Origin of the sequence: Prevotella sp. P5-108 (genome assembly GCF_002251385.1) — a bacterium.
In the GTDB taxonomy this organism is placed as follows: domain Bacteria; phylum Bacteroidota; class Bacteroidia; order Bacteroidales; family Bacteroidaceae; genus Prevotella.
In genome coordinates this window covers 1-13,962 of record NZ_NPJJ01000030.1, presented here as the reverse complement: position 1 = coordinate 13,962, position 13,962 = coordinate 1, and the positions used below count along the sequence as shown (strand labels likewise).

General features: G+C 52.1%; 11 protein-coding genes, 1 tRNA gene and 1 other RNA gene. 5 read left to right on the top strand and 8 right to left on the bottom strand.

Going from position 1 to position 13,962, the window contains the following annotated elements; translation table 11 throughout:
* Positions 1-30: 30 nt before the first annotated feature.
* From CIK95_RS05185 to CIK95_RS05165, 5 genes are all read left to right on the top strand, one after another.
* Positions 31-1,422 (top strand): hypothetical protein, encoded by a 1,392-nt coding sequence (locus tag CIK95_RS05185; protein WP_094466457.1) that lies wholly within the window; start codon positions 31-33, stop codon positions 1,420-1,422.
* Positions 1,423-1,819: 397 nt separating this feature from the next.
* Positions 1,820-2,220: a transfer-messenger RNA gene (ssrA, locus tag CIK95_RS05180) on the top strand.
* Positions 2,221-2,374: 154 nt separating this feature from the next.
* Positions 2,375-3,502 carry a hypothetical protein gene (locus tag CIK95_RS05175; protein ID WP_144007740.1) on the top strand — a complete coding sequence of 376 codons (1,128 nt, stop codon included), beginning with the start codon at positions 2,375-2,377 and terminating at the stop codon, positions 3,500-3,502.
* Complete coding sequence (locus CIK95_RS05170; RefSeq protein WP_094466455.1) at positions 3,499-4,854, top strand: hypothetical protein; 1,356 nt, start codon at positions 3,499-3,501, stop codon at positions 4,852-4,854. The genes CIK95_RS05175 and CIK95_RS05170 overlap by 4 nt, the downstream gene beginning before the upstream one ends.
* Before the next feature lie 33 nt (positions 4,855-4,887).
* A complete protein-coding gene (locus CIK95_RS05165) occupies positions 4,888-5,235 on the top strand; it encodes a hypothetical protein (protein ID WP_094466454.1) in 348 nt (115 codons plus the stop codon).
* Positions 5,236-5,892: 657 nt separating this feature from the next.
* On the opposite strand, the gene CIK95_RS05155 is transcribed toward CIK95_RS05165, so the two are convergent.
* From CIK95_RS05155 to CIK95_RS05120, 8 genes are all read right to left on the bottom strand, one after another.
* Positions 5,893-5,966 (bottom strand) — tRNA-His (locus tag CIK95_RS05155).
* 226 nt (positions 5,967-6,192) lie between these two features.
* Positions 6,193-6,567 (bottom strand): preprotein translocase subunit SecG, encoded by a 375-nt coding sequence (gene secG / locus CIK95_RS05150; RefSeq protein WP_022310866.1) that lies wholly within the window; start codon positions 6,565-6,567, stop codon positions 6,193-6,195.
* 39 nt (positions 6,568-6,606) lie between these two features.
* Entirely contained in the window at positions 6,607-7,359 is a 753-nt protein-coding gene (locus tag CIK95_RS05145) for a hypothetical protein (RefSeq protein WP_094466490.1), read from the bottom strand.
* A 27-nt stretch (positions 7,360-7,386) separates the two neighbouring features.
* Positions 7,387-7,875 (bottom strand): LPS assembly lipoprotein LptE, encoded by a 489-nt coding sequence (lptE, locus tag CIK95_RS05140; RefSeq protein WP_371327089.1) that lies wholly within the window; start codon positions 7,873-7,875, stop codon positions 7,387-7,389.
* A 45-nt stretch (positions 7,876-7,920) separates the two neighbouring features.
* Entirely contained in the window at positions 7,921-9,126 is a 1,206-nt protein-coding gene (locus tag CIK95_RS05135) for a sigma-54-dependent Fis family transcriptional regulator (protein ID WP_094423272.1), read from the bottom strand.
* A 195-nt stretch (positions 9,127-9,321) separates the two neighbouring features.
* Entirely contained in the window at positions 9,322-10,596 is a 1,275-nt protein-coding gene (locus tag CIK95_RS05130; RefSeq protein ID WP_094466452.1) for a serpin family protein, read from the bottom strand.
* Positions 10,597-10,625: 29 nt separating this feature from the next.
* Positions 10,626-10,901 (bottom strand): hypothetical protein, encoded by a 276-nt coding sequence (locus CIK95_RS05125; protein WP_371591379.1) that lies wholly within the window; start codon positions 10,899-10,901, stop codon positions 10,626-10,628.
* Between the two features lie 661 nt (positions 10,902-11,562).
* A complete protein-coding gene (locus CIK95_RS05120; RefSeq protein WP_094387779.1) occupies positions 11,563-13,902 on the bottom strand; it encodes a BamA/TamA family outer membrane protein in 2,340 nt (779 codons plus the stop codon).
* Positions 13,903-13,962: the final 60 nt, after the last annotated feature.

Genomic DNA, 13,962 nt, shown 5'->3' with positions numbered 1-13,962 from the left:
TTTGCGAAACTAACTAAAATATATATATCTATGGATTATATTACTCCCCTTATGTTTGGTGCCGTCGGTAATGGCAAGGTAGATGACACCGTAGCGTTGAGAAAAAGCATTTCTGCTTCCCATTCTTCTGGAATTCCAATTCTTATCCCCAGTGGTTATACATTCTATGTTACGGAGCCTATTAACGAGAATCGTGAAGTTAGACTATATATCGTTGGAAATTGTATCCATGGACTTAAAATCAAAACGGGAGACGAGGTAAAAACAGGATGTATAAGATTGGGTAACAGCACCCATCTGTTTCAAGATGCTACCGAAATATCGGGCTTTATTAAGGGTGTGTATTTCTATTGCGAAGACTGTAAGGATTTTAACTGGGGAGGAAATGGTGCGCCTAAACACAAGGAAAATACCGTCCATTTTTTTGACAACTGTACGTTGCACTCACTTACTATACGTGATTGCTATTTCTGCAGAATGGAGGCGTTCTTGTACGATAGTTCTCTTTATAGCATTTGCAATATTACATACAGTATGTTCTTGACGTGTTATTGGTTTGCCAAATTTGGTAGCAAAGAGATGATAATGTGCGATTCTACCATTGCCAATAATTATATTAATGGCGGTCAGGAATTGTGTGATAATGAGTGCTTTGAGTTTGGCTATTACAATGCAGCGACTATCACCCATAATTTCATTGACTACTACCGTACTATCTACCACCCCAAGGCTCCCCATCCATGTGGATTTGCAGGCCCGCTTTCTCAAGGCAACCAATACCAAATGTTCAAGTATTTTTATTATTTTGAAGAGCCCCAATTCTCTGATATGACATTTATGAGTGATTGTGATGTATTCAATCACACATTCAGGGAGGACAATGCAACTGGAGTTGATGCGGAAAAATTAGAAGGTTACCAATCTCTTAAGGTTTATAATCAAGACAAAACTGTTAGTACAGCAATGCCCTCCTGTATTGCATATACCAAAGAGACTGGAATTATCAGCATAACCAATATGAAAATTGAGAGTTGGGTGAAAACAATCCTGTTTATCAAAGACAGCATTGTCAATTATGAATATTCAAAATTCACATTGACTATCGCTTGTGGAGATGTGTTCGCCCGCGATAATGTGGTGCAACTTGAAACTGATTGGAAGGTTTATAATGGAGGACATTATCGCTTCACGAACAAGATAGAGACCAATCTGGTGAAGATGTATTCGTTAGAAGAACTACCCGAAATTACTGAAGGATGGGTGTCGGAAGGGGCAACTTTTGGAATGAATGCGTGTTGTCTTGTTGATAACGGCAGCGGAGGCAAGGAGAAACTTCTGCTTAAAGCATCAATCGCTTATTTTCCAGACGGATGGCATTGTTGCTGGTTGACGGAGCAAGGAATGCCTTTTAGAATCTATTGAGCAGAGAACAACGGTCATTTGCATAAATTCTATAATATAATTGGTTATAAAAAAGGAAATGGAGGCCGCCTGTGCCTCCATTTCCTTTGACCTCTTATCTTACTATGACCTTTTTTGACGCAACCATCGCTCATGCGGATGATGTGTTGTCTTTCATGGCCAGCATGGGAGTTGTCATTATAGTCGCCTTTATAGATATAAGGAGTGTGCCTTGATGCTTCAAGCCAGACGTTTGTCTGAAACGTTTGTTTACGGCATCATTTCTCTTATGACAGCCTCTGCCATTACCCTATCGACGAGCGCATAGTAGCGCATTTTGGGCGTGAAAATGGATTTTTTCCGCTTTTTTCTTGTTGGTTTCGCAAATATCCCTTATCTTTGCAGACCATATATCATTGGGGTTGACTGGATTTGACGGCGGCTAAGATGGTATGTAAGCACGCGGAGACTCGTTGGCTATCTCCTTAATCAGAGTCATCGACAAATTAATTGGCGAAAACAATTACGCTCTCGCTGCCTAATCGAAGCATAGTAGATTACTGGCTTTATCCCGCCACCAGGTGACGGGACGAGACATCGCTCAAGGGCTCTTTTTCCGAAACTCCTTGGTCAAGCGGTGCAGTACAGTCGGAAATAGTCTCTCGAAAGCCTCGCATCGGAGATGAAATCTTAGAGGATAAGGCATTGGTTGGTGGTCCGGGTCTTGCCAATGCACGAAAACCGAAGGCCGGAATAAGCGTGTAGAAAGCATATGGTTTTACTGTGCGGACGAGGGTTCGAATCCCTCCAGCTCCACTCCATCAATAGCATTACGTTGGCAGGATTGTGTGCCGGGGTAATGCTTTTTTTATGCTTGGGAGTAAAAAAGTGGGCGACAATGGCCACTCGCAGCGTTTTTTTGCTTATTTTTGCAATGTTATCTTAATCCTTAACATTATAACCTATTACTGCTATGTCTCCAGAAATGCCAAAAGAGGTGAATACCGATGAGAGAGTGACGCCACAGACTGACCCGGTAGCTCAGCCAGACGACGCCCAGAAGACCATAACCATAGACATCGTGCGCCACAAGCGCCTCTTCGAACTCCTTGAGAGCCCGAGGTCGTTGTGGAAGGTGATAGCCTCGCTCTTTGTGATAGTCATCGTGCTGTTTGTAGGTCTGGCCTTTGTGGTGCTGGTGGTCAAGAGTTTCTATCCCTACAATGTCATCAAGACCAATACCTATGGCGCCACCATCATGCAGACCGAAGACAAGGAGGTGATATACTGGCTGTTCAATACGGCAGAACTGTGGGCCAACTCGGGCATCGAGGTCAAGAAGAACGAGCGTATATCCATCCGGGCATCGGGTGCCGCCAATACCGCCATACACTATCTGGTCGACGCAGCCAACGAGGACCGCCAGCCTGGCTTCGGCTGGGTGGGTACTGAGGGCTTTGAGCGCAAGGGAGGCCACAATGACTTCAGAGACAAGTACAAGCTGGCGCCCGACGAGCCTTTCGGCGTGCTGCTGATGCAGGTCATCCCCTACGAGCACAGCAAGAAGGATATAGGCTGGTACAAGAACCCCGACAATGATGTCTATCTCGATGGTCTGGAGCGTGGCAGCCTGCACACCACCATCTCTGTCATCTCTAAGGAGCGTGTCGACTATGTGGTGCCCTGCGACGGCGTGCTTCACTTTGCAGTCAACGATGTGGTGATGACAGATACGGTCATCCGAAGCATGTATCTTGCCAGCATGAAGACGCTGAGAGACTCGCTTGCCACCCCCGACGCCTCTCTCGACCGGGTCATCGCGGCGGTAGAGCAGCACGGACTGGACGCCACGATGAAGGAGACCCACACCATAGCCTTGCCGCTCAAGCTCAAGGACGGCACCGTGGCCGATGCCGCTGTCCTCAAGGCCCGGTCGTATGGTATGGGATATTATTACAATGGCAAGGAGGTCGACAAGACCAATTATCCCGTCAACAACGAACTCTATTATTATAAGGAGAAGAAGTTCCGCGACCCCTGGTTTGCCGACAATGTGGGTTCGTTTCTTGTAGTCATCGAACGTAATACGCAGCAAAAATGAATGTCAAATCGCTTATTGAGACCATCACGAGTGCCATCACCACCACGGGCTTGGCGCGATACGTGATCAATGACAGGTCGTTTCTTGCCGAGTTGCTGTCAGACAAGCGCCCCACGCCGTCGGGCCCGCAGACCGATGCCGAGGTGTTGGGCATCAAGCCATTTATAGACTATCGCCCCACCGACCGGCTGCCGGTGACCATGCTCGTGGTGCGCATGGTGTGGAAGACGCTCATGCTCCTGCCGTGGCTCTGCTATAGAGGCGCAGCCGTGGCGGCAGCCCTCATGTCTGGGGCGAGGGTGAAGCGGCTCGCCGACTGCCCGTCCAAGGTGAGGTCGGCACGCGTCAACTTTGTCATCTTCTTTGTCTCGCTGGTCTTCGCCATCGTCTTGCTGCTGGTCATCCTCTCGTTCTTCATCCGGGGCGTGCTCTTCTTCGACCCCTCGCAGCGTATCAATGAGCAAGGAGCCATCACCATGGCCCAACCCTGTGGCAGCGAGCGCAATGTGTTTCTCTACAACACCGGGCAGTGCTGGGCCAACACCGGCATACAGGTGGTGCGGGGCGACAGGGTCGAGGTCACGGCGTCGGGTGCCTACTATGGCCGCGTGGCCGACCTCTACCATTGTGCCAAGGACAACTGTGTGCTGCCTTTCGACATGGTGATGCCCGGACTGTCCTATGATGTCGCCGGCAAGGACAAGCAGGACATGCGCTCAGCCCAACTCACGCGGCTGTGCATGTACAAGGGTGAAACCCGGCGGCTGCTGGGTATGGAGTGGACGGCGGTCGAGCCAGTCTTTGGCTCGCTGCTCTACCAGATACGTGCCTCCAACGAACCGTTGCTCTACGACAGCGACCGCGATGCCGACCACCGTCGCATGATACAGGGCAACCACGACCGCGGTCGTGTCTTCAGCTTTGAGGCCCGCCACTCGGGCGACCTCTATGTCTCGGTCAACGACATCTATCTGGACCGCCGCGTGCTGGACATTATGGACTCCTGCCGCAACACGGCTGTGGTCACCTCGCTGCTCGAGCGCTACGGCCCCGCCATGACCAATGGGCAGAAGATAGCCATGTTGCGTGCCGGACTGGGCAGGAAGTATCTGCCCGAGATGTGGTTTGCCGACAATCTGGGCGAGATATTGTTCAATATCACCGTCCACCGCAATGTCATCCGTGAAGCCAATACGGCAGAGTCGTTCTTCGCCCACGTCTACCGCCACATCGACCGCTTCTTCGACCAGCGTCCGGGCGCCATCCTGCTTCAGGTGGCTGTGGCGCTGGCGGTCATAGTCCTGCTGTTGTGGGCCGACAATAGGTTCATGCACCGCAGCCCCAACGAATAAACAAGAGTAACGACAATAAAAACAATAGTAATCATGCAAGAAAATGAAAAAGACCCTGAGGTGCAGCCTGTAGCAGAGCCAGTGGCAGCCAAGGCTGTAGCACCCGTAGAAGAGAATTCCGGTAATGGTGCAGAGACGACGCTTGTAATTATCGCCAACATCGTATTGGTATGTGGCATCATCGCCTCGATTATCTGCTTATTCAACATTGTCTGGGTACAAAATCCCGAGTACCAATACATCGACGACAAGATATTCAGTCCCAGCGGATTTGTGACCACGGTCATGGTGCTTGCCTCCTCGCTGATTAGCTGGAGCTTTATGCGGGTTCTGGCCAATATCTCGGTCACATTGAAGGCTATGAACAAGAAGATGAAGTAGTCTGCTTCTCCGATTGCCGGCAATCCCCATCTGTCCCGTAACGGGATGGATGGGGATTGTGGTTATGTGGCTGCCGCTGACCGCGTCATCGCGCCCGTTGTCAGGGCTGCGCTGCACGGATGTTGTGCTGTGGTCGTCAACGGTCAGCAAAGCATTGGCTGTGAGCCGGTTCGGCGATGCCGTGGCCATCATTGCTGGCGCGTGTCGGACGGCGCGGATGTACGTATCGGACGGTACGGATGCGAGTTTCGGACGATACGGAAGCTCGTATCGTCCGATGCGCGTCGCCCGAGGTGGTCAGCAGCTGCGTGGAGGTACCCTCCAGTTTTGCCGGGACGCCCTCCAGCTTTGCCAAGGTACCCTCCAGCTTCGCTGGGATGTGCTCCAGGCGGGGTGGGGTGCTTCCGCGTCTTGCGGGGACGATGGCGGTGGGACGGAGTAGGGGCTTGGATGTAAACGGGATGGGTTCGGCAATGCGTGGGATGATGTTGGTAGTGCGTGAGATGGGCTCGGCTGTGCGCGGGATGTGCTTGGCTGTGCGTGGGATGTGCTCGGCAATGCGTGAGATGATGTTGGTAGTGCGTGGGATGGGCTTGGCTGCGTGCTTGGCTGATTGGGGGAAACAAAAAAAGCAGTTCCGAAGAACTGCTTCTTATGGGTGGCAGATGGGACTCGAACCCACGACATTCAGAACCACAATCTGACGCTCTAACCAACTGAACTACAGCCACCATTTAGAGCTTAATCTCATTAAGCGAGTGCAAAGGTAATGGAAATATTTGTTTCCTGCAAATTTTTTGCCCATTATTTTTCGCGCCGCCTTGTATTTTCTGCTTCCACGGGGGCTGCGCAGCCTGGAGGCTGAGCCTTCTCTTGCGCCCGTCGGCGTGGACGGCTACAATAAAGCCCGCTCTGCGTCGGGCAGAACGGGCTCATATTGCGTACCTTTGGTAACTCTTACTTGTTGTTCTCGGCTGCGGGGGCAGCGGGAGCCTGCTGGGTATTGCCCTTGGTAGGCTGGGTTGCGCCGAAGCCAGGCATGTTGGTAGGATTGGTAGTCTCTGTCTGGGTAGCTGCCTTCTCCATTACGCTTTCCTCGGTGATGGCCTTGGGAGCGGTGTGGGCGCAGATTACGCTGATGACAACCATAACGGCGGCCAGACCCCATGTGATTTTCTCTACCAGGTCGGTAGTCTTGCGAACACCCATGAATTGGTTGGAAGAAGAGAACTGTGAAGAGAGACCTCCTCCCTTAGACTCCTGGATGAGCACGATGCCAATCATCAGGATAGATACCAGTACGATAAGTACTACGAATAATGTGTAAATCATCTTGTTGTTTATTTTTTTTGTTATTATTTGCTCTATATCTTATGGCTTTTTGGCCTTGCTGTTCAGTATCAGCTTCTCCAAGAACCGTATTTGGTCTGCAAAGTAAGCATTTTTTTTTGGAAAAATCAAATTTAAGCGCGTAATTATTTCCAAAGCCTTCTCAAAACGGCCTTGTTGGATGTAAATTCGTGCCAAAGTCTCGGTGCAGTAGCTTCCGTCCACCATATTTTCGCTGTCTTTTGTGTCATTGCTTTCTGGCACATACTCAGGTTCTTCCTTGAGTTCTATCTTGCCCTTGTCGTTGTTGATGAAGTCGTCTATGAGCGACTGTCCTTTCATCAGCGGAGCCTCGGGGCTCTCTTCGTCTTCGCTCTCGGTGTCGAGCAGGAAGCTCACGTAGTCTATCGCTGCGTCGGCAGCCGTTGGCTTGCGTTTCTTCTTCTTCGGCTCTTCCTCATCGGTGGCGGGGATGGTGTCCAGAAAGTTGTCAATGAGCGAGATGGTGCGGTCGGCGCCTGGGGCGTTCTTTGTCTGGCTGTTGTCGGTGGTGGCACTTTTGAGCTTGTAGTGTGCTGCCTCTATCAGCCTGAATATCATCTTGCGGTCGGTGATGTATATGGCTGCCTTGCGCAGTTCTTCATCAAACGAGGGATCGTGCAGGATGTAGAGGTTTTGCAGCATCAGCAGACGTGCGGTCTGGAAGTAGGGATAGAGCGCAATGAGGCTTCGGAGGTCGTACAGGGTCTCCTTGTCCATAGTCTGCGGATGCTTGATGAGTTGCTCTAAGTCCAGTTGCATATCTGTGGTGGTTGGGGTGGTTTACCAGTTGGCCACGGTGGCGTTGAATATCTGTTCTACGAGGTCCTTGGTCATCTGGGTGACCAGTTCTTCCTGTACCGAGTTCAGGTTTTGGGTCGACTCGTATGTCTGCGAGGCTGAGAACTGACGTTCAAAGTCTTCCTTGTGGTTCACGTTGTTGGTAAACCTTACGCTGACGGTCATGGTGAGCTCTACCTGTGCTGAGTAACCTTCGCTCGACACCGACTTGTTGCGTTGCGTGTATTGTATGATTTCTCCCTCTATCTTGAGATCGCCGTTGCGCTTGACCTGTACCAGACGGGTATGGTTGGCAAATTCGTCTTTGAGGGCGTTGTTGAACAGAGGGCCCATGGGTCCCCATACATAACTGCTGCGTATGGGAAAATCGTTGATTTGTATGGTCTTGGTCTTGGTGTAGTCTATGCTGGCACCGTTGAACTTGTAGCCTTTGAAGGCGCACGCGGTGATGGTGGTCAGCACGAATGCCATCAGTGCGAGGTGTATGTATATGAGTTTTTTCTTCATTGTCATCGTTTAGTCGAGTCCGTATTGTTTGAGTCTGCGGTAGAGTGTACGGTCTGAGATGCCCAGGGCTATGGCAGCTTCGCGTCGTCGGCCGTTGGCCTTTTCCAGTGCTTCCATTATTTCCTTTTTGTCGTGCTCTTCGCGCGTCATGGGCTCTGCGGGTTCGTTTTTTATCTCTTCTGCCACCGCGTCTTCTGCCTGTACTGTCGCCATCTGTCCGTTGGCGATGTGTGGGAGCGAGTGGCCGTATTGCTGGGCGGTCATCGTGCCGTGCTCTCCCAGTTGCTTCTTGAGCGCGTCTATCTCCTTCTTCAGCTCGGTCACATTGCCGCGCAGCTCGTATAATACCTTATATAATAGTTCGCGCTCGCTCTCGTAGGAGTGCTTGCCTGCCTTTTCGACAGTGGCAAGCTCGGTACTCTCTGGGTCTTGCGGGATAAACTGCGACAGTGTCTCGGCGTCTATCTCGCGCTTCTCGCTGAGCACAGAGATTTGCTCGGTGATGTTCTTGAGCTGTCTCACGTTGCCGGGCCACTTGTATTGCATCAGCAGGAGCTTGGCCTTGTCGGTGAGCGTTATTTTGGGCAGCTTGTACTTCTCTGCCGTCTGCAGGGCGAAGAGGCGGAAGAGCAGGGGGATGTCCTGGCCGCGCTCGCGCAGTGGCGGCATCTGGATGGGGATGGTGTTGAGGCGATAGTAGAGGTCTTCGCGGAACTTGCCTTCGCTGATGGCCTTGCGCATGTTGACATTGGTGGCGGCCACGATGCGCACGTTGGTCTTCATGATTTTCTGACCGCCCACGCGGATATATTCGCCCGTCTCGAGCACACGCAGCAATCGTGCCTGGGTGGCTATGGGCAGCTCGCCCACCTCGTCCAGGAAGATGGTGCCGCCGTCGGCGGTGCCGAAATAGCCTTCGCTCTCGCCTATGGCGCCGGTAAACGACCCCTTCTCATGTCCGAAGAGCTCGCTGTCTATCGTTCCCTCGGGGATGGAGCCACAGTTGATGGCAAAGTATTTCTCCTTGCGTCGGGGGGAGTTGTCGTGGATGATGCGGGGTATAATCTCCTTACCCACACCGCTTTCGCCCACGATGAGTACCGACAGGTCGGTTGGGGCTACCTGCAGGGCGATGTCGAGTGCACGGTTGAGCCCGTCGCTGTTGCCGACAACATTATACCGTTGCTTTATCTTTTGCAGTTCAGAAGTGTCCATTGGAGTACAAAATTACTCATTTTATTCAACATAATGGTCGTTTTCGCCGTTTTTTTTATTGTTGGCATCCAAAAACTTATGCCCGCTTTGGCCGTGGTGGTTTCCCTTGTATAGGCTAAGCGGCCCACAACCGTGAGTGTGATAGCTCTCGGTTGCGGGCCGCTTGAGTTGTCGCGTGTTGTCACGCGTGTTGTCTTAGAGATGTACTACCTTTCCCATAAACAGGATGGTGCCAGTTGTATTCTCACGGATAGCGAAAAAGAAGGGCTTGTCTATCCTGCGCGGAACGTAAGGGGATATATACATGCCTTCATTGCCAGATGTGGAGGTTACGGCTTTGGTTCCGTTTTCCTCTACCTCTATGATGGCAGTTTGTGACAGTCCCCACATCTGGCGTGCTGGTTTTGTGGCTTTTACCATGTCGGCGTAGGCAACAGACTCGTCCAATCCCAGTTTACTGAGTATGCCAGTAGCGCTATTCTCTTCATTCTTGAATATTGTTGTCAAGTCTGTAGAGATCGAGAACCTGGGCATGTAGAGTTCCAACTGAGCGAGATGGGCCTGCTCGTGAACTGCCCACCAGTCGGTATTGGCGCATATAGAGTCCAGCTTCTCTGCTTTACGCGGTATTCCCAACATCATAGTGTAGTATCCTTTGCCATAAGGCAGTTCCATGATATAGACATCTTCATTGGAATAGTCAAAGGCCATACCTACATTGGCTTCCATCATATCTACTTCTGACACGGTGCCGTCTATGTTGGTGAAACTGTCCTTCTTGGTATGCAGGGCGTTGAACGGATAAGTCCACTTGGCGTCAAAGGATGTGGCATTGACCCATGCATTCTGTGTAAACGTATAGTCGCCCACTTTCAGGTGAGCATCGGTTATCCTGCCATCGGTCTTGTCGGCAACCCAACCGTTTATCATACTCTTGGCAGCCTGTGGGTCTTTGAAGTTGGTCTCTTTGGTGTCAGCCAGATAGTATGTCTGTATCTTCTCGGCGAATGATGGGATTATCTCTTTGCTGTTGGCCTGTTGCCACAGTCCATTGACCATTGCCACTTTGACATATTCGTCGTCCTCATTGAAAAGGGCCAGCAGTTGACGGCTGCTCTCGTTGACTTGGTCCAGTGTGCCCATATCCAGGAAGTCCACCACCTTCTGCGCCTGTTCGTCAGCCAAGCCGTTGGCGTAGATAGAGAGTATATACTGCATACTGATGGGCGATATACACAGGTTGGTGTTTGTGCCCTCGACCTCCTTGGCTGCCGTAGCGAAAAACTTGTTGGCAAACTTGTTGCTCTGCTTGGCAAATGGCGTCTGCTGCACCTTGCTGCACTCCATCTGAATAGGCTCAAGACCAGTAGTCTTCTCTTCGGGGGCAGTTGTCTCCATGTTGTCCGTACATCCTGTGAGCAACCATGTGGCTGGCAACAGCAACCACGCAAGAATAAAACACTTCTTCATAATCGTATCGTTTTATATGTTAATAATTGTCATTGTTCACGTCTGAAATAATAGTAGTTTTTGGTATATTGTCTAAAATTACCAATCGCATAATAAGTGTTATCCTCATCACGTGCATGGATAAAGTCATTGAGATCCCATCCCCAATTCATTTGGTAACCATAGTTGCAATATACTTGCCGACGTTCGCGTATGATAGTACCTTCGCGTGGAACATTTGGGTCTATGTAGATAGTGTCTTCAAAAAAGCGCCAAATGTCATCGTATTCCTCAATATCATACTTATATCCATCAATTAACCACATGTGACCATCTTCGTTTGATTTTTCTTTGTCAGCGGCAAATAATACGGGTAATCCAAAGTCAATCTCGTCTTTTATATAGCCTGTCCCAGAAACGAATTTGCCCTTTATGCCATTTTTGTTGAGGACTGCTGCAACGCCCCTTATAGTTCCTCCAGAATTATCCGGTTCGAAAATAACATTTATTTAATGTGCGAGATGCGTTAAGAACTTTGCGGTGTACACCCCCTTTGGGTTTCCATGGAGGCTAATATACCATTCCCAAGGTGCAAGGAGTAATAGAAATACTTGTTTATACATTTCTTTGGGTTTTTAATTGATGTTCTTGTGTGCTAATTTACGAAGTGGTTTTCATTCCGCCAAATTTTTCTCTGATTATTTTCAAAAAAATATTGATGGCGGTGTTGCTGGCGATGATGATTGATAGTCATATAGTTGAGAGTATATCCCGTATGCAGCCATACCCATGAGGCGTCACTGGTTTGCACAATTATTGCGCAAGTCGGTGACGCCTCAGGTGGCAACTGCCGTCGTGTGGCAGGTAGGGGCTGTATGCCCTATGGTTGTCTTGGGATGCCATCTCTATCCTCTGGCGGTGGCAGATTGATGGCGACGGGCTGTAGAGTGGTGGGGTTGCTGACGAGTGAGGTGAATAATGTGACCATTAGAACGGATAACCCACCGCCAGATGGAGGCTCTGCGCATCGGCAAAGCTGCTGACATTATAGAAACCGCTCTTGCCAGTGTCGTAGGGCACGTGGAGACCTATACCCCAGTCTACGCGCAGCACGAAGATGCCCACATCGTAGCGCAGACCCACACCGGTGCCCACAGCCATCTGCGAGAAGAGGTTGCGGGCTTCAAACTTGCTGCCGGGGCGATTGCTGCTGTCGCGCAGTGACCACACGTTGCCGGCGTCGAGGAAGAGGGCGCCGTAGAGCGAGCCCCAGAGCTGCGGGCGGTATTCGAGGTTGCCCAGTATCTTCAGGTCGCCCGTCTGCTCGATGTACGAGAGCTTGGCGTCGCTGGGATGGTAACGGCCTGGGCCGATGCTGCGCACGTTGAAGGCACGCACGCTGTTGGCACCGCCTATATAGAACTGCTCATAATAGGGCGCACTCTGCGCGTTGCCATAACTGATTACGGCGCCGGCATTGACGTGGCCCAGCAGCGACGACTTGTCGGTGACGCGCCACTTCTTGACAAAATCGGTCTGGAGCTTGACAAACTGGGCGAAGGGGTTTTTGAACATCGTCTTGTTGCGCTCGGCCCATCGTTCGCCCATCATGGTATACGCCGCAGCCAGCAGGTTGCCCGCCTCGCTGGCAGTTATCTCCCAGCTGATGGGGTGGCGCATCGTAGAAGGGCTGTTGTAGGTATAGGTATAGGACATCTTGGGCACAAACTGGTCGCGCATGGACACGCTGAGATACGGGTTGCGCTCCAGCAGGTCGATAAACGCCTGGGTCTGACGCTGCATGTACTCATAGGACAGTATGAGCGGGCTGAACTGATGGCGTGACTGTGGCGACGACTGGAACGCGTAGGTAAGTTCGCCCGAGAGCACGTGGCGCTTGAAGTACCCGCCACGGTGGAGCACGTTCTTGGACGCCTTGATGGTGGTAGTGGGCACACCGTAGCGATACCAGCGTCCGATGCGGCGCATGCGCATCTTGTTGGGAGTGAAGAGGCTGCGCAGGGTGAGCATGCGGGGGAAGACCAGAGCCACGTCGCCGCCATATTCATACGACTTGATGCCGCTCTGGCTGCCCTCGGCGCTGTGTCCTGTCTGCATCTCGTAGGAGCCGTGGATATTGATGTCGAGGCGCTCGCCGCCGCGGAAGGCGTTGCGCTTGACGAGACCAGCCACCAGCTCGGGTCCCATGCGTCCGGTGGTCTTGCCCTTGGCGTTGGCTTCGATGTAGAAGTCGTAGGGCTTGTCCATCACCAGGTCGAGCTGCAGGTCGAGGGTGTCGTTGTCGCGTGGCGTAAATCTGAGGGTGCTGTAGCTGAAGAGTCCCGTGTTCTGGATGGCCTTCATCGTCTGTGCCTCGTCGTCGCTGCTGTAGAGTCTGCCGTGGCGCAGCTTGACATCGTGCAGTATGGCACCGAGACGCACGGGCGAGCGGCGTCCGTTGAAGCGTGCGGTGAGGTGGCGGAAGTGGATGGAGTCTTGCAGCACGTCGCCAAACTGTCGGCGGAAGTCGATGCCGATGTTGCCGATGTGCCATTGCTGCATCACCTGCGGCGACAGACTGTCAGCCAGCTGCAGTCTTACGTCGACCTGGCCCGGCTTGTTGATGGTGTCAGCCAGATAGGTGGCGTAGCCGGGCTGATAGTAATAGTAGCCGTGGGTGCGGAAGAGGGTGCTGAGCCGCTGGCGTTCCTGGTCGAGCGAAGCCACGCTGAAGGGGTTGCCCCTGCCTATGAGCGCCTGGTCGTCGGCGCTGTGGAGCAGGCTGTCGGCATGGGTGGGGAAGCCCACATACTGGATAGAGTCGTAGCGCCACAGACGACCCATATCCACCGTGTAGGCCACCTTGGCCTTCTTGGGGTTGGAGCCGGTAATCTCCTGGGCGCTGACATGACTGTTGAAGTAACCGTACTTCTTCAGTTGGTTCTCGGCCACCGACACGCGCAGGGCGGGGTTGACCTCGCTCATCAGCTTGGGCTTGGTTCCGAAGGCGCGCGTAATCCACCGCGCCAAGGGCGAGCTGCTCTGCGAGAAGGCGTTCCATACCCACAGCTTGGGTTGGAACGGCGAGCGGTAGTAGCTGCTGCCAAAGAGGGCGCCGTTGGGCGTAGAGGCAAGCACCGACTCCATCTCTATCTTGGTGTCTTCGGCATGCTGGCACGGCTCGTAGTTGGTATACTCGATAGGCTTGAGCCCGGTGAAGAGCTGTTCGCCCTCGGGCAGCGCCCGGGTGGTGGAGCAGCCAGCCGCCATCAGTGCCGCCACAGCCAGCGCCATGCCGGCGGTCATCTTATTTCTTGTCTTTCTCATTGTCTTCCTGATTAGTGGGTTGAGGGGGTGTGGGTTGCTTGCCGTCGGTCTGCTTGGGGG